The organism is Streptomyces sp. NRRL B-1347 (assembly GCF_000720325.1).
In the GTDB taxonomy this organism is placed as follows: domain Bacteria; phylum Actinomycetota; class Actinomycetes; order Streptomycetales; family Streptomycetaceae; genus Streptomyces.
This window is the reverse complement of record NZ_JOJM01000083.1, coordinates 11,746-29,343: the sequence shown is the minus strand read 5'-3', so window position 1 is coordinate 29,343 and position 17,598 is coordinate 11,746. Positions and strand designations below refer to the sequence as shown.

At 75.9% G+C, this 17,598-nt stretch carries 3 protein-coding genes and 1 pseudogene; 1 reads left to right on the top strand and 3 read right to left on the bottom strand.

Going from position 1 to position 17,598, the window contains the following annotated elements; translation table 11 throughout:
* Positions 1 to 2,011 (top strand): thioester reductase domain-containing protein (locus IG74_RS0139625; RefSeq protein WP_051856352.1); only part of this gene is annotated, 2,011 nt, incomplete at its 5' end.
* Between the two features lie 101 nt (positions 2,012 to 2,112).
* Here the strand turns inward: IG74_RS0139625 and IG74_RS0139620 are convergent.
* The 3 genes and pseudogenes from IG74_RS0139620 to IG74_RS0139610 all read right to left on the bottom strand — a co-directional run bounded on the left by IG74_RS0139620 (position 2,113) and on the right by IG74_RS0139610 (position 17,457).
* On the bottom strand, positions 2,113 to 3,258 hold the full coding sequence (locus tag IG74_RS0139620; RefSeq protein WP_051856350.1) for an acyltransferase family protein: 1,146 nt from the start codon (positions 3,256 to 3,258) through the stop codon (positions 2,113 to 2,115).
* A 364-nt stretch (positions 3,259 to 3,622) separates the two neighbouring features.
* Positions 3,623 to 9,058, bottom strand: a pseudogene (locus IG74_RS0139615) (SDR family NAD(P)-dependent oxidoreductase); the annotation flags it as partial.
* 53 nt (positions 9,059 to 9,111) lie between these two features.
* The gene (locus IG74_RS0139610) at positions 9,112 to 17,457 is read right to left on the bottom strand and encodes an SDR family NAD(P)-dependent oxidoreductase (protein ID WP_037826876.1); all 8,346 of its coding nucleotides are present in this window, start codon (positions 17,455 to 17,457) and stop codon (positions 9,112 to 9,114) included.
* Positions 17,458 to 17,598 lie beyond the last annotated feature (141 nt).

Genomic DNA, 17,598 nt, shown 5'->3' with positions numbered 1-17,598 from the left:
CGACCGCCTCACCACCGTCCTGCGCCCCAAAGTCGACGCCGCCTGGCACCTCCACCACCTCACCCGCCACCAACCCCTCGCCCTCTTCGCCCTCTTCTCCTCGGTCGCGGGTGTCATCGGCTCACCGGGGCAGGCCAACTACTCGGCCGCCAACCTGTTCCTCGACGCGCTGGCGCAGCACCGCAGGTCGAACGGCCTCCCGGCCGACTCGCTCGCCTGGGCCGCGTGGGCGCAGGAGCACGGCATGGCGTCGCGGCTCTCCGAGGTCGACTGGAGCCGGGCGACACAGTCGGGCCTGCGGCCCATCGCGCCGGAGGAGGGCCCCGAGCTGTTCGACGCGGCGCTCGCATCGCCGTACGCGATGACGGTGCCGATGCACCTCGACGTCACCCTCCTCGAACGGCAGCCGGGGCCGCTCTTCCCGGTGCTGCGGAGCCTGGTCCGCAGGCCGGAGCGGCGCGTGGTGACCGCGGTGGCCGCGCACAGCGGGCAGCTCGCGGAGCGCCTCGCCCCGCTCGACGAGTCCGGCCGCCGTGCGCTGCTGCTCGACCTGGTGCGGGATTCGGTGGCGGCGATCCTCGGCCACGGCAGGACCGACGGCATCACCCCCACCACCGTCTTCACGGACCTCGGCTTCGACTCGCTGACGGCGGTCGAGCTGCGCAACCGCCTGGAGAGCGAGACGGGTCTGCGGCTGCCGCCGACGCTCCTTTTCGACCACAACACGCCCGACGCGCTGATCGACCACCTGAGCGCGGAGCTCGCCAGCCGCACCGAGGCGCCCGCGCGGTCCACGGTGGACTTCGCGGCCGAGGTGCGGCTCGCCGACGACGTGGTCCCGGCCGCCGAGGTCGTCCGCGTGGTCGCGGAGCCCGAGCAGGTGTTCCTCACCGGGGCGACCGGCTTCGTCGGCGGCTTCCTGCTCAGGGACCTGATGCGGTCGACGAAGGCCACCGTGCACTGCCTGGTCAGGGGCGCCGACGAGGCGGCCGCGCTCGATCGGCTGCGCTCCGGTCTGACCTGGTACGGCATCTGGGACGAGATCGACCCCGACCGCCTCAGGGTGCTCGCGGGCGACCTCTCCGAGCCGCGCTTCGGCCTCGGCGCCGAGCGGTACGACCGGCTCGCCCGGGAGGTCGACGCGGTGTACCACGCGGGCGCCACCGTCAACTGGCTGCACCCGTACCAGTCGTTGAAGGCGGCCAACGTGACCGGCACCGAGGAGGCCCTCCGGCTCGCCGCGCTGCACCGGACCGTGCCGCTGCACTACGTGTCGAGCACCGGCGTCTTCGCCAAGGCGGCGCCCGGCGGCGCCGGGCTGACCCCGGACGACCCGACCGGGCCGCCGGAGGAGCTGACCAACGGCTACCGGCAGAGCAAGTACGTCGCCGAGAAGATCATCGGGCTCGCCCAGGAGCGCGGCCTGCCCGTGTCGGTCTACCGCGCCGACGTCATCTCCGGGGCGCGGACCAACGGCGCCTGCCAGACCCGCGACTTCGTCTGGCTGAGCCTCAAGGGCAGCCTCCAGGCGCGGAAGGTGCCGACGGGCGCGAACGCGCTCTTCCCGATGGTGCCGGTGGACTACGTCAGCGCGGCCGTCCTCGAACTGTCCCGCACGGCGGACAGCCGGACCTTCCACCTGTTCAACCCGGTGGCGGTGAGCTTCGCCGACATGGTGACGCGCCTGCGCGCGTCCGGCTACGTCCTGGACGAGGTGTCCTGGGACGAGTTCGTCGCCACGGTCCGCGACGACCGGGACAACGCGCTCTTCCCGACGATCGACATCTTCCGCGCCTACATGACCGCGGGCGAGGCCCTGTACATGCGGGTGGACGTCAGCGCGACGGAGGCCGCCCTGGCCGGGACGGGCATCAGCTGCCCGGAGATCGACGCCGAACTGTTCGCCACGTACACGGAGTTCTTCGCGGGGGCCGGATACTTCCCGAAGCCCGACGGCGCCCCGCAGGGGCGCGGGGAACTGCGCGGCCGGCCACAGTCGGCACGCGGCTGAACGACGGCCCGGCGCGGCACCTCCGGTGAAGCGCTGGGCCTCGGCACGGAGGGCCGGCCGCGTCTCGGTGACGCGGCCGGCCCTCCGGCGTGGGGTGGCGCTCAGTCCAGTACGCGCTGCCCCGCCACCTTCGCCGCCGGCGGCGGGACCGCGGCCGGGCGGTGCCGCCCGAAGCGCCGCATCAACGGCCGCTCCACGCACCAGTACAGGACCGTCGCGGCCGCCACGGCCGCCGCGAGCAGGACGAGCACCAGGAGCGAACCGGTCACGAGGGAGAACGTGCGCGTGGGTCCGATCCATTCGGCCGCCGTCATGATGAGGATCCAGTGGACCATGTAGAAGGCGAAGGAGATCTCGCCGAGGAACACCATCGTGGGCCTGCGGAACACCGAAGCGGTCTGCTGCCGGTCCGCGACCGCGGCGGCGGCGATGAGCGGCGCGGTCCACACCGTCGACACACCGGCCGTGCCCGCGAGGTACGGCAGCTTCAGGGCGAGCACATAACCGGCGACGGCGAGCGCGAAGGCGGGCACCAGGCCGACGCGCGGCCACCGGCCGGCCATCACGATCCTGGCCAGGACGATGCCGAGGACGAATTCGAGGGCGCGGACCGGCGGGAAGAAGTACACGAACCACACCTGGTCGAAGGAGACCTCGCCGGTCAGGCCGAAGCCGATGAGACCCGGCTGGTCGCTCACCGCGTACGTGGCGACGAGGAACGCCCCCACGATCAGGGCGAGCACCACGCCGAGCGCGGGCCAGAGCCATTCCTCGCGAATGCGGCGCACCGCCGGGAAAAGAACGGGAAAGGCCAGATAGAAAAAGAATTCACACGCCAGCGACCAGCTCACCCCGTTGACGGCCGAACTCGTCCGGATGTCCGGGAACCACGCCTGCTGCATGGTCACGGACGCCAGCCAGTCGACGGTGCGCGTGGGCCGGTCCGTGCTGAGCACGAACACGGCCGCGAGGCCGAAGGTGACCCAGTGCATCGGCCCGATCTTCACCAGGCGGCGGCGCCAGAACGAGGGCGTCGTGTCGCTCGGACGCGCCGTCCAGGCGAGGACGAAGCCGCTCAGGATGAAGAAGAAGCCGACGCCGTAGGAGCCGGAGAGGGCGAAGGCGTCCCGGAGGTCCGCTCCCGTGTCGCCCGGGATGAGCCGGGTGTACCAGACGACGTGCGTGGCGAAGACCATCAAAGCCGCCACGAAGCGCAGACCCGTGAGCGACGGGAGGCGCGTCAGCATGCGCGCGTCCCGGAACTCGGCGGGAAACAGCGGGAATTACTTTGTGATCGCGCAGGAATGGCCTGCGCTATCGGGTAACCTGACATGGGTGGCCTCCGTGCCGGAATCGAATGTGGCTGGGTAGCGGAAGACTGGCACGCTTTCCCCTGCGCGCGGTCATGTCGCGGTAACGGCGCGGGCCGCACGGAATTACCGCGCGATGGGCAGCGGGCGCGTCCCCGCGGAATTCACGGCGCACGGGAACGGACATGCTGGAGCGGAGGGCCCGTTCGGAACATCGGCCGATGCCCCGAGCGGACCCTCCGCGGCTTTCCGGGCCCGCCGCCCGCGCCTCCTCAGCGCGCGGTCACGGCGGGCTCCCCGCTCAACTGCCGTCCAGGAACTGGAAGAGCTCCTCGTCCGTCGCGTCCGTGACGTCGAGCCTCGGCCCGCTCCTCCCGGCCTCCCGGAGCGCGCGCAGCCGCACCAGCAGGCCCTCGATCCGCTGCGCGATCTCGTCCCCTTCGGGCCCGGTCGCCGACGACTCCGTCAGGGCGGCCTCGACCCGGTCCAGCTCCGTGAGGACCGAACCCGTCACCGGGCGCGGGGCCCGGTCCGCGAGCTCGCGCATCAGCTCACGGGTGACGGCGACGGCCGTCGGGTGGTCGAACACCAGCGTCTGCGGCAGCCGCATGCCGGTCTCGGCGCCGAGCCGGTTGCGGAACTCCACGGCGGCCACCGAGTCGACGCCCAGCTCGGAGAACGCCCGGTCGGGATCCACCGTCCGGCCCGCCGGATAGTCCAGGACGCGGGCCATCTCCGTGCACACCAGGTCGAGCAGCACCGCGTGGCGGCCGTCCTCCGGGAGCCCGGCGAGCCGGTCCAGGACGGAGCCCGGGCTCACCGGCGCGGGCCGCGACGACCGCGGCGCCGCGCCCCGGCCCGCGAGCCGCCGCAGGATCGGCGGCACGTCCGCCTGGGCGCGCATCGACGTCAGGTCGAGCGCCACCGGGACCAGGACCGGCTCGTCCAGCCCGAGCGCGGCGTCCAGGAGCGCGACGCCCTGTTCCGAAGAGGACAGGGTCACGCCGAACCGGGCGAGGCGCGCCAGGTCCGTGTCCGTCAGGTGCTCGGTCATCGTGCTGCGCTCGGCCCACATGCCCCAGGCGAGGGACACCCCGGGCAGGCCCAGGGCGCGGCGGTGCTGCGCGAGGGCGTCCAGATAGGCGTTGCCCGCCGCGTAGTTGGCCTGGCCCGCAGGCCCGATCAGGCCGGACATCGAGGAGAAGAGGACGAACGCCGAAAGGCCGAGGTCGCGGGTCAGCTCGTGCAGGTTCCACGCGGCGACCATCTTGGGGCTGAGGACCGCGTCGAGCCGCTCCGGGGTCAGATCGGTGAGCACCCCGTCGTCGACGACACCGGCCGCGTGCACGACCGCCGTCAGCGGGGCGTCGGCGGGCACGTCCGCGAGCACGCGGGCCAGCGCGGCCCGGTCGGACGTGTCGCAGGCGGCGAGGACGACCTCGGCCCCCAGCTCCGTCAGCTCGGCCGCGAGGTCGGCGCCGCGCGGCGAGTCCGCGCCCGCGCGGCTGACGAGCACGAGCCGCCGCACGCCGTGCGCGCCCACCAGGTGCCGGGCCACGACCCCGCCGAGCGTGCCGGTGCCGCCGGTGACGAGCACCGTACCGGCGCCGAACGCCGCGGCGGGCGCGGCGGAGCCGCCCGTCTCGGCCCGCACGAGCCGGGGCACGAGCGTCCGGCCCTGCCGCACCGCGAGCTGCGGCTCCTGGTCGACGAGCGCGGCGATCCCGTCCCACGCCACGGCCCCGGCGTCCGCGTCCGTGTCCATGGCTGCATCCACGTCCACCAGGGCGAACCGGCCCGGGCTCTCGGTCTGCGCCGAGCGCACCAGGCCCCACACGCCCGCCTGGGCGAGCCCGTCGACCCGCTCCCCCGGTCCTGCGCCGACCGCTCCCTCGGTGACCAGGGCGAGCGTGCCGGACGCGAACCGCCCGTCGGCGAGCCACTCCTGCATGACGGCGAGCACCTCCGCGGTGACCTGCCGGGCGTCGGGGCCGCTCGGGCAGCGCAGGAACACCACGCCCGGGTCCGCGGGAACCTCCGCCAACTCCCGTACGCGCGTCCAGCGGGCGGGGGCACCCGCCTCGGCGGGCGCCTCCGGCCAGTCCACCCGGAACATCGAATCCGCGGGCGTGCCGGGCCCTTCGGCAGGCATCTGTCGCACCCGCAGCGCGTCCACCGACGCCACCGGCACCCCGGCGGTGTCCGTCAGCCGGACCGACACCGCGTCCGCCCCCGCGCGCGCCATCCGCACCCGCAGGGCGGACGCCCCGGTCGCCGACAGGGACACGCCCGACCAGGCGAACGGCAGGACCGCGCCGTCCGCCGCGTCGAGGAAGGAGCCGTACCAGATGGTGTGCAGGGCCGCGTCGAGCAGCGCCGGGTGCAGACCGAAGCGGTCCGCTTCGGCCGCGGACTCCGCGGGCAGGGCGACCTCCGCGAACACCTCGTCGCCGCGCCGCCACAGCGCCGAGAGGCCCTGGAACACCGGGCCGTAGTCGTAGCCGCGCGCGGCGAGGCCGGCGTACGCGTCGCCGACGGCGACCTCCTCCGCGCCCTCCGGCGGCCACACCGCGGCCTCGAAGCCCGCGGGCTGGGCCCAGTCGGCGAGCGAGCCCTCGGCGTGCCGGACCCACTCGCCGCCCTCCTGCTGGGCGTGCACCGACACCGCCCGGTGGCCGGACCCGTCGGCGTCCTCGACCACGACCTGGACCCGGGCGCCGGTCCGCTCGCCGATGACCAGCGGGGCGTGCAGGGTCAGTTCGTCGAGCAGGCCGCAGCCGACCTCGCGGCCCGCGCGCAGGACCATCTCCACGAACGCCGCGCCGGGCACCACCACCCGGCCGAACACCGCGTGGTCGGCCAGCCACGGCTGGGTCTCCAGGGAGAGGCGGCCGGTCAGGACCGTCGCCCCGGACTCCGGCAGCGCGAGCACCGCGCCGAGCAGCGGGTGCTCGCCCGCGGTCAGGCCCGCGGCCCGCAGGTCACCGGCCGCCGCCGTCACGTCCATCCAGTACCGGTCGCGCTGGAAGGCGTAGGTCGGCACCTCCACGGCCCGCGCGCCGGTCCCGGCGAACACCTGGTGCCAGTCCGCCTCCACGCCGTGCACGTGCGCCGCGGCGAGCGCGGTCAGGGCCGTCGCCGCCTCCGGCCGGTCGGCGCGCAGGACCGGCACCGCGACCGGCACGGGCGCCCCGTCCCGCTCCGCGAGGCAGCCCTCGGCCATCGCGGTCACCGCGGCGTCGGGGCCCGCGCCGACGAACCGGGTGACCCCGTCGTCCTGCAAGCGGCGCACCGCGGCGGCGAACCGCACCGGCTCGCGGACCTGGCGCACCCAGTACTCCGGCGAGCACACCGTCTCCGCCGTCAGCGGTTCACCGGTGACGGTCGACACGATCGGCAGGACCGGCTCGTGGAACTCCACCCCGGCGAGCACCTCGCGGTAGGGCTCCAGCATCGGGTCCATCAGGGGCGAGTGGAAGGCGTGGCTCACCCGCAGCCGCTTGGTGCGGCGGCCGAGCGCGGCGAAGTGCCCGGCGACCGCGAGGACCGCGTCCTCCTCGCCGGAGACGACCACGGACCGGGGCCCGTTGACGGCGGCGATGCCCGCCTTGACGCGCGGCGCGCCCGGGCCCGCGCCGGTCGCCAGGGCCTCGGTGACCTCCTCCTCGGTGGCCTGCACCGACACCATGGCGCCGCCCTCGGGCAGCCGCTCCATCAGGCGGCCGCGCGCCGCCACCACGCGGCACGCGTCCGCCAGCGTCCACAGGCCCGCGACGAACGCCGCCGACAGCTCGCCGATCGAGTGCCCGGCGAGGACTTCGGGCCGTACGCCCCACGAGCCGAGCAGCCGCGCCAGGGCCACCTCGACCGCGAACAGGGCGGGCTGCGCCCAGCCGGTCCGGTCGAGCAGCTCAGCCGCGTCCACGTCCACGTCGGCTTCCGGCGCGGCTCCCGGCTCCGCGAAGAGCACCTCGCGCAGCGGCCGGTCGAGCAGCCCGTCGAAGCCCGCGCACACCTCGTCGAGCGCCGCCGCGAACGCCGGGAACGCCGCGTACAGCTCGCGGCCCATGCCGAGCCGCTGGGTGCCCTGCCCGGCGAACACGAAGGCGGTGCGGCCGGGTTGGGCGACGCCGCGCACCACGCCGGAGCCGGTGCCGCCGCCCGCGATCGCCCGCAACCCGGTGAGCAGCCCCTCCTGGTCGGGCGCCACCACGGCGGCCCGCTGCTCGAACGCCGTCCGGGTGGTCGCGAGGGAGAACGCGGCGTCGAGCGGGTCCAGGGAGTCCACCGCGGCGAGCAGCTGCCTGGCCTGCGCGGCGAGGGCCTCCGCGGTCTTCCCGGAAAGCACCAACGGCACGACGGGCAGCGGCACTCGGGCCTCCTGCCCGGCCGCGTCGGCCTCGGGGGCCTGCTCCAGGACGAGGTGCGCGTTGGTGCCGCTGATCCCGAACGACGACACCGCGGCCCGGCGCGGCTCGCCCGTCACCGGCCACTCGCGCCGCTCGGTCAGCAGGTTCACCACCCCCGCCGACCAGTCCACGTGCGAGGACGGGGCGTCCACGTGCAGGGTCCGCGGCAGTACGCCGTGCTGGAGCGCGAGGACCATCTTGATGACGCCGCCGACCCCGGCCGCGGCCTGGGTGTGCCCGATGTTGGACTTCAGCGAGCCGAGCCACAGGGGCCGGTCGCGCTCGGCCCCGTAGGTGTCGAGGACGGCCTGTGCCTCGATGGGGTCGCCGAGGCTCGTGCCGGTGCCGTGCGCCTCGACGGCGTCCACGTCCGCGGTGGTCAGGCCCGCGTTCTCCAGGGCCTGCCGGATCACCCGCTGCTGCGCCGGGCCGTTCGGCGCGGTCAGGCCGTTCGACGCGCCGTCCTGGTTGACCGCGCTGCCGCGCACCACGGCGAGGACCGGGTGCCCGAGCCGCCGGGCGTCGGAGAGCCGCTCCACCAGGAGCATCCCCGCGCCCTCGGCCCAGCCGGTGCCGTCGGCCGCGTCGGCGAAGGACTTGCAGCGCCCATCGGGGGAAAGACCGCGCTGCCTGCTGAAGGCGACGAGCATGCCGGGCGTCGACATCACCGTGGCGCCGCCCGCGAGGGCCATCGTGCACTCGCCCCTGCGCAGCGACTGCACGGCGAGGTGCAGCGCGACGAGCGACGACGAGCACGCCGTGTCGACGGTGACCGCGGGCCCCTCGAACCCGAACGTGTACGCGATCCGCCCGGAGGCCACGCTGTTGGTGGTGCCGGTCAGCAGGTGCGCCTCCGCGCCGCCGACGGCCTGGTGGAGGCGGGGCCCGTAGTCCGGTGCCATGGCGCCCGCGAACACCCCGACGCGGGCGCCGCGCAGCGAGGCCGGGCGCACCCCGGCCCGCTCCAGGGCCTCCCAGGAGGTCTCCAGGAGGAGGCGCTGCTGCGGGTCCATCGCCACCGCCTCGCGCGGCGAGATGCCGAAGAACTCGGGGTCGAAGTCGGTGGCCCCGCGCAGGAATCCGCCGCGCCGGGTGTAGGTGCGGCCGGGGGTGTCGGGGTCCGGGTCGTACAGCGCGTCGCCGTCCCAGCCCCGGTCGGCGGGGAACACGGTGATCGCGTCGCCGCCCGCGTCGAGCAGCCGCCACAGCTCCTCCGGCGAGCCGACGTCACCGGGGAAGCGGCAGCCCATGCCGACGACGGCGATCGGCTCCCGGCTCGCCTGCTCGGCCTCCGACAACCGCTGCTTGGTCTGCTTCAGTTCGGCCGTGACCCGCTTGAGGTAGTCGACCAGCTTCTCTTCGTTGTTCACAAGACCCCCGTTCAGGACGTGCCAAGTTCGCCATCGATGAGATCGAAGAGCTCGTCGAGCTCCAGGCCGTCGAGCTCGCCGTCCGGCGGCGCGGGCGCCGCGGCCGCCGCGGCGGGTCCGGCCGGTTCGGGTACGGCGGGTACGGCCGGGCCGAGCGCGGCGCCGATGTGGGTGGCGAGCGCCGAGGGTGTCGGGTAGTCGAACACCAGGGTCGCGCGCAGCCGAAGCCCGGTCGCCGTGCCCAGGCGGTTGCGCAGCTCCACGGCCGTCAGGGAGTCGAAGCCGAGCTCCTTGAAGGTGCGGCCCGGGTCGACGCCGCCCGGCGCGCCGTGGGCGAGGACGGTGGCGGTGTGCTCGCGCACCAGGGCGAGCAGCGCCTCCTCGCGCTCCTCGGCGGACAGGGCGGCCAGACGCTCGCCGAGCGGGGCGCCGCCCGCCCGGCCGCCCGTGGCGGCGGCCTCCGCGCGGCGGACCCGCTCGCGGACCACGCCGCGCAGCAGGGCGGGCACCGCGCCGTGCGCCCGTACGGCGGCCGGGTCGAGCCGGGCCGGGACGAGCAGGGCCGTCCCCGAGGTCACCGCGGCGTCGAAGAGGGCGAGGCCCTCCGCCGACGTCAGCGGGGCGAGTCCGGCGCGGCGCATCCGGCTCAGGTCGGCGTCCGCGAGGTGGCCCGTCATGCCGCTGGCCTCGGCCCACAGGCCCCAGGCGAGCGAGACGCCCGGCAGGCCCCGCGCGGCCCGGTGCTGGGCGAGGGTGTCCAGGTACGCGTTGGCCGCGGCGTAGTTGGCCTGCCCCGGAAGGCCGAGGACCCCGGCGACCGAGGAGAACAGCACGAACATCGACAGGTCGAGTCCGAGGGTCAGCTCGTGCAGGTTGAGGGCGGCGTCGACCTTGGGCCTGAGGACCCGGTCGAGCTGCTCGGGGCGCATGGCTTCGAGCACGCTGTCGTCGAGCAGCCCGGCGGCGTGCACCACGCCGGTCAGCGGCCGCTCGGCCGGGACCGCCGCGAGCAGCGCGGCGAGCGCGTCCCGGTCGGCGGCGTCGCAGGCGGCCACGGTGACGTCCGCGCCCAACTCGGTGAGCTGCGCGGCCAGTTCGGCGGCGCCGGGGGCGTCGGGGCCGCGCCTGCTGGTGAGCAGCAGGTGCGTCGCCCCGTACCGGGTCACCAGGTGCCGGGCGAAGAGTCCGCCGAGGGTGCCGGTGGCGCCGGTGACGAGGACCGTGCCCGTCGCGAGCTGCGGCCGTGCCGACGGCAGGCCCGGGGTGGCGCGGGCGAGCCTGGGCACGACCGGCCGCCCCTCGCGGAGCGCGAGCTGCGGCTCGGCGGTGGCCAGGGCGGCGGGCAGCGCCGCGGGGGACGCCTCGTGGGCGTCCAGGTCGATGACCGCGAAGCGGTCGGGGTGCTCCCGCTGCGCGGAGCGGACCAGGCCCCATACTGTGGCGCCCGCCATGGTGGACCGGTCCTCGGGTGCGGGTTCGTCGTGGCTGGTCGCGCCGTTCCCCGCGCCCCTGCGGGGCGCTTCCTGCCGGGCCACCGCGTCGCGGGTGACGAAGACCAGCTTCGACGTCGCGAAGCGGTCGTCCGCGAGCCACTTCTGGATCAGGCTCAGGGCCCGGCCCGCCACGGCGTGGGCGTCGGCCTCGGCGAGCGGGGCGAGGACGGTTCCCGGTACGGGACCGGCTGCGGCCAGGGTGTCGAGGTCGGGGTGGACGGGTGCGCCGGTCGCGAGGTCGTCGGTGCCGACGACCGCCCACGACGGGGCCCCTCCGGGGGCCTCCGGTAGACGTGCTTCGGTCCAGTCCACGCGGAACAGCGCGTCCGGCGCACCGGCGGCCGGCTCGCCCGCGGGCATCGGCCGCAGGGCGAGGGCCTCGACCGATGCCACCGGCGCTCCGGTGGCGTCGGCGAGCCGCAGCGCGACGGTGTCGGGGCCGTCCGGCGTGATCCGCACGCGCAGCGCGGCCGCGCCGGTGGCCCGCAGCGAGAGGCCCTGCCAGGAGAACGGCAGTCGGCACTCCGGGCCGTCGGCGACCGCGGCGTGCAGCGCGGCGTCCAGCAGCGCCGGGTGCAGTCCGAACCGGCCCGCGTCCGCCGCGATCCCCTCGGGCAGCGCGACCTCGGCGAAGGTCTCCGCGCCCCGCCGCCACCAGGAGCGCAGGCCCTGGAAGGCCGGGCCGTAGTGGTAGCCGAGCCCGGTCCAGCGGTCGTAGCCGCCGTCCCAGTCCACCGCGACGGCGCCGGGCGGCGGCCACGCGGCCAGGTCGAACTCCTCGGCGGGTCCGGCGGCGAGCAGGCCGCTCGCGTGCCGGGTCCAGGCGCCGGAGCCGTCGGCGGGGCGGGCGTGGACGGCCAGTTCGCGGCGGCCGTACGCGTCCTCGTCGCCGACGGTGACCCGGACGGCGACCGCCCCGTGCGGCGGCAGGACCAGCGGCACCTCGCAGGTCAGGTCCGCCACCTGGTCGCAGCCGACCTCGTCGCCCGCGCGGATCGCCAGTTCGGCGAGGGCCGCGCCGGGCAGGACGACCGTGTCGCCGAGCCCGTGGTCGCCGAGCCACGGCTGGGCCCGCAGGGAGAGCTGCCCGGTGAGCACGACACCGCCGGAGTCCGGCAGGTCCACCACCGCGCCGAGCAGCGGGTGGTCCGCCGCGGCCAGGCCCACCGCCTCGACGTCCGCCGACGCGTCGGTCCGCGCCGGCTCCAGCCAGTAGCGCCGCCGCCGGAACGCGGAGGTGGGGACGTCGACGGGCCGGGCGCCGGGGAAGACGGCCCGCCAGTCGGGCCGCACGCCGCGCGCGTACGCCTCGGCGAGCGAGGTCACGAAGCGCGCGGGCCCGCCGTCGTCGCGGCGCAAGGAACCGACGGCGACCGCGTGTTCCACCAGGTCCTCGACCGCGGTGGTCAGCGCGGGATGCGGGCTGACCTCGACGAACACCGAGTGGCCGCGCTCGGCGAGCAGCCCGACCGTCTCGGCGAAGCGCACCTGGCGGCGCAGATTGCGGTACCAGTACGTGCCGTCCAGGGCGGTGGTGTCCAGGACGTCGGCGGTCACCGTCGAGTAGAAGGGGATCGCCGCGGGGCGCGGTGTGATGCCGGTCAGGAGCGCGGCCAGGTCGTCGGCGATCCGCTCGACCGGCGCCGAGTGCGACGCGTAGTCCACCGGGAGCCGCTTGACCCGCACCCCGTCGGCCTCGCAGGCGGCGACGAGTTCGTCGAGGGCGTCCACGGCCCCGGCGACGACGACCGCCCCCGGGCCGTTGACGACGGCCACCGAGATCCGGCCGCCCCACAGGCGGAGCCGGGCGGCGGCCGCGTCCTCGGACAGGGCGACCGAGACCATGCCGCCGGTGCCGGAGAGCGCCAGGATGGCCTTGCTGCGCAGGGCGACGACCTTCGCCGCGTCCGCCAGGTCGAGCGCCCCGGCGACGCAGGCGGCCGCGATCTCGCCCTGGGAGTGGCCCACCACCGCCGCGGGCTCCACGCCGTAGGAGCGCCACAGCGCGGCGAGGGACACCATCACCGCGAACAGCGCGGGCTGCACGACGTCCACCCGCTCCAGGGCGGCGGCGTCGCGCAGCACCTCGAACAGGTCCCAGTCGACGTGCGGGGCGAGGGCGTCGGCGCACGCCCGCATCGACGCGGCGAACACCGGGGCAGCGGCCAGGAGTTCCACGGCCATCCCGGCCCACTGCGAGCCCTGGCCGGGGAAGACGAACACCACCCCGCCCTGCTCCCGGGCGGTGCCGCGGACCACGCCGGGGGCGTCGGTCCCCTCGGCGAGCGCCGCGAGGGCCCGGCGCCGCGCGGGCAGGTCCGCCGCGACGACGACGGCCCGGTGCGGCAGGCCCGAACGGGCGGCGGCGAGCGAGAACCCGGCGTCCACCGGGTCGAGGCCGGGGTGCGCGTCCAGGAAGGCGAGGAGGGCGGCGGCCTGGTCCGCGACGGCGTCCTCGGCACCGGCGGAGAGCACCCAGGGCAGCACGGGGCCCGGCTCGGGGCGCGCTCCCGGTTCCGGTACGCGCTCCGGCTCCGGTTCTGCCGGGGCCTGTTCGATGATGACGTGGGCGTTCGTGCCGCTGATGCCGAACGAGGACACCCCGGCCCGGCGCGCCCGGCCGGTCTCCGGCCACGGGCGCGCCTCGGTCACCAGGTCCAGGCCTCCCGCGGCCCAGTCCACGTGCGGGGTCGGCTCGTCGACGTGCAGGGTCCGCGGCACCGTGCCGTGCCGGAGGGCCTGCACCGTCTTGATCACCCCGGCCACCCCGGCGGCGGCCTGGGCGTGGCCGATGTTGGACTTCAGCGAGCCGAGCAGCAGCGGGCGGTCCGCGGCGCGGCCGCGGCCGTAGGTGGCGGCGAGGGCCTCGGCCTCGATCGGGTCGCCGAGCGTCGTACCGGTGCCGTGCGCCTCGACCACGTCGACGTCGGCGGCGGACATCCCGGCACCGGCGAGCGCCTGCCGGATCACCCGCTCCTGGGCGACGCCGTTCGGCGCGGTGAGCCCGTTAGACGCGCCGTCCTGGTTGACCGCGCTGCCGCGCACCACGGCGAGGACGCGGTGCCCGTTGCGCCGCGCGTCGGAGAGCCGTTCCAGGACGACGGTGCCCGCGCCCTCGGCCCAGCCGGTGCCGTCGGCCGCGGCGGCGAACGCCTTGCACCGGCCGTCTTCGGAGAGGCCGCGCTGCCTGCTGAACTCCACGAACATGCCGGGCGTCGACATCACCGCGACGCCACCGGCGAGGGCGAGCGAGCACTCCCCCGCGCGCAGGGCCTGCGCCGCGAGGTGCAGCGCCACGAGCGACGAGGAGCACGCGGTGTCGACGGTGACGGCGGGGCCCTGGAGGCCGAGCGTGTAGGCGATGCGGCCGGAGGCCACGCTGATCGTGCTGCCGGTCAGGCGGTAGCCGTCGGACTCGGCGTGCGCGGCGTGCAGCCGGGGGCCGTAGTCCTGCGCCATCGCCCCGACGAAGACGCCCACGGACGCGCCGCGCTGCCCCGCGGGGTCGAGCCCGGCCCGCTCCAGGGCCTCCCACGACGTCTCCAGGAGCAGCCGCTGCTGCGGGTCCATCGCGAGGGCTTCGCGCGGCGAGATGCCGAAGAACTCGGGGTCGAACCGGTCGGCGTCGTGCAGGAACCCGCCGTGCCGGGCGTAGGAGGTGCCCGCCCGTTCCGGGTCCGCGTCGTAGAGCCGGTCGAGGTCCCAGCCGCGGTTGGCGGGGAACTCCGAGATCGCGTCGGTCCCGTCCAGGACGAGGCGCCACAGGTCCTCCGGCGAGGCCACGCCGCCGGGGAGGCGGCAGGCCATCCCGACGATCGCGATCGGCTCGTCGGCCGCGGCGGCGACAGCGGCGGCGGGCTCCGCGTCGGCGGCGGCCTGCTCGCCGCCGGGCACCACCGTCCGCAGATGGTCGGCGAGCCGCGCCGGCGTCGGGTGGCCGAACAGCGTCCCGGCCGGCAGGGCCACGCCGATCGCCGTGCTCAGCCGGTCCCGGAGCTCCACCAGGGACAGCGAGTCGAAGCCGAGCTCCTTGAAGGTCGTGCCCGGGTCCACCGCGTCGCCGCCCGCGTGCCCGAGCACGACCGCGACGGTCGACCGTACGAGAGACAGCAGCTCGGGCCCGGCGGGGACGGCGGGAGCGGCCGGGGCCGGGGCGGGAGCGGTCGGGGCCGCGGGGCCGGACGCGGCGGGGGCCACGGCCCGCGGCTCGGCCTCGGTCAGCCAGTGCCGCTCGCGCTGGAAGGCGTACGTGGGCAGGCGAAGGGTGCGGGCGCCGCGCAGGGCGAACACGCGCGACCAGTCCACGATGTCGGCGCCGCGCGCGTGCAGTTCGGCGAGCGAGGTGAGGAACCGCTCGGGGCCGCCCTCGCCGCGGCGCAGCGAGCCGGTGACGACGCCGGAGGCGACCCCGGCCCGCTCGACGGTCTCCCGCAGCGGCGGCACGAGCACCGGGTGCGGGCTGCACTCGACGAACACGCCGTGCCCGTCCCGCACCAGCGCCTCGGTCGCCCGCTCCAGTTCCACGGTCTGCCGCAGGTTCCGGTACCAGTACGCCGCGTCGAGCGCCGCGGTGTCCAGGAGGCCGCCGGTCACCGTGGAGTAGAACGGCACGGCCGAGGTCCGCGGGCGGATGCCGTCGAGGGCGGTGCGCAGCCGCTCCTCGATCCGTTCCACGTGGGCGGAGTGGGACGCGTAGTCGACGGCGATCCTGCGGGTCTCGACGCCGTCCGCGGTCCACTGCTCGACGAGCCGGTCCAGGGCGTCGGCGTCGCCGGAGAGCACCACCGAGGACGGGCCGTTGGCCGCGGCGACGGACACCGCGCCGTCCCACTCGGCGAGCCGTTCCCGTACGTCGGCGGCGGAGCGCAGGACCGACACCATGCCGCCGTGCCCGGAGAGCGCGAGGACGGCCTGGCTGCGCAGGGTCACCACGCGCGCGGCGTCCGCCAGGGACAGGGCGCCCGCCACGCACGCGGCGGCGATCTCGCCCTGGCTGTGCCCGACGACCGCCGCGGGCTCGACCCCGCAGGAGCGCCACGCGGCGGCGAGGGACACCATCACGGCGAACAGGGCGGGCTGCACGACGTCCACCCGCTCCAGGGCCGCGGCGTCGCTCAGGACCTCGTGCAGGGACCAGTCGACGTAGGGCGCGAAGGCCTCCTCGCAGGCGCGCATCGACGCGGCGAACTCCGGTACGGATTCCAGGAGTCCGACCGCCATGCCCGCCCACTGGGAGCCCTGCCCGGGGAAGACGAAGACCGTCTTGCCGGACGCGGTGGCCTGGCCTTCGACCACTCCGGCGACGGCCGCGCCACCGGCGAACTCGGCCAGGCGCCGCCGCAGTTCGGCCCGGTCGCCGCCGAGCACGACCGCGCGGTGCCGGAAGGCGGTCCGGGTGGTGGCGAGGGAGAGCCCGATGTCCGCGGCCGCCGCCTGGGCGGCCCCCGCGGAGTCGGCGGCGGGTTCGGCGGCGTCCACGAAGGAGAGGAGCTGGGCGGCCTGGGCGCGCAGTGCTTCGGGGGTGCGGCCGGAGAGCGGCCACGCGAGCGCGCCGGGGGCCGGGCGCCGGGCGGCCGCGGGGCCGGGCCGGGCGTCGGCCGCCGGGGCCTCGCCGACCACCAGGTGGCAGTTCGTGCCGCCCATGCCGAACGAGCTCACCCCGGCCAGCAGCGGCTCGTCCGGCTCGGGCCACGGCGTCAGCTCGGTCTGCACCCGCAGCCGGAGGTCGTCGAGGGGGATGTCCGCGGGCGGCGCGGTGAAGTGCAGGCTCGGCGGCAGCTGCCGGTGCCGGATGCTGAGGACCACCTTGAGGAGCCCGGCGATGCCGCCCGCGCCCTCCAGGTGCCCGATGTTGGACTTGACCGAGCCCACCGCGAGCGGGGCGTCCTGCTGCCGGGCGCGTCCCAGGGCGGCGCCGAGCGCCGCGGCCTCGATCGGGTCGCCCACCCGGGTGCCGCTGCCGTGCAGCTCCACGTACTGCACGCCGCGCAGCGCCACTCCGGCGCGCCGGTACGCCTGCCGGACGACTTCCTCCTGCGCGGATCCGCTGGGCACGGTGAGGCCCGCGTGCTCGCCCTCGCCCGCGCCGTCGTTGTTCATGGCGCCGCCGCCCAGGACGGCGTAGACGTCGTCGCCGTCGGCGAGCGCGTCGGCCAGCGGCTTGAGCACCAGGGCGCCGCCGCCCTCGCCCCGGACGAACCCGTTGGCCCGCCGGTCGAAGGTGAAGCAGCGGCCGTCCGGCGACAGACCGCCGAACCGCGCGGCGCCGAGCGTCGTCTCGGCCAGGATGTTGAGGTTCACGCCGCCTGCGATGGCGACGCCGCACTCGCCGCGGCGCAGGCTCTCGCAGGCCATGTGGACGGCCACGAGCGAGGAGGACTGCGCGGTGTCGACGGCGAGGCTCGGCCCGCGCAGGCCGAGGTGGTGCGAGACGCGGTTGGCGATGATGCTCCGGCGGGTGCCGGTCATCGTGTGGCGGCCGATCCCGGCCTCGCCGAGGCGGTCCTGGAGCGCCGCGTAGTCGTCGTACATGACGCCGACGAACACGCCGGTGTCGCCGCCGCCGAGCGCGGCGGGGACGATCCGCGCGTCCTCCAGGGCCTCCCAGGACAGTTCGAGCATCAGGCGCTGCTGCGGGTCCATCGCGGCGGCCTCGCGCGGCGAGACGCCGAAGAAGGCGGCGTCGAACCGGTCGATGCCGTCGACGAACCCGCCCAGGCGGTGCGGGAGTTCGGCGCCGCGCCAGCGGTCGTCGGGGGCCTCGCGTATCGCGTCGGTCCCGGTCCGCAGGAGCTGCCAGAACTCGTGGCCGTCGCTGGCCCCAGGGAACCGACAAGCCAATCCGACCACGGCGATCTGTCTCATGCCTCGCAGTCAACAATGCGTACGGACGGCCCGGCTTGTCGCCGGAACCCAAAACACGGTGCGAAATCTGGTGGCCGGGAGCAAGGGCGGACGCATAAAGAAATGCGCGCCGGTATTGCCCGGCGACCGAATTATTTCGGC

Bases quoted from the DNA above. Each gene is read 5' to 3' on its own strand.
- IG74_RS0139610 (WP_037826876.1), bottom strand. From the start codon at position 17,457: ATGAGACAGATCGCCGTGGTCGGATTGGCTTGTCGGTTCCCTGGGGCC.
- IG74_RS0139620 (WP_051856350.1), bottom strand. From the start codon at position 3,258: ATGCTGACGCGCCTCCCGTCGCTCACGGGTCTGCGCTTCGTGGCGGCT.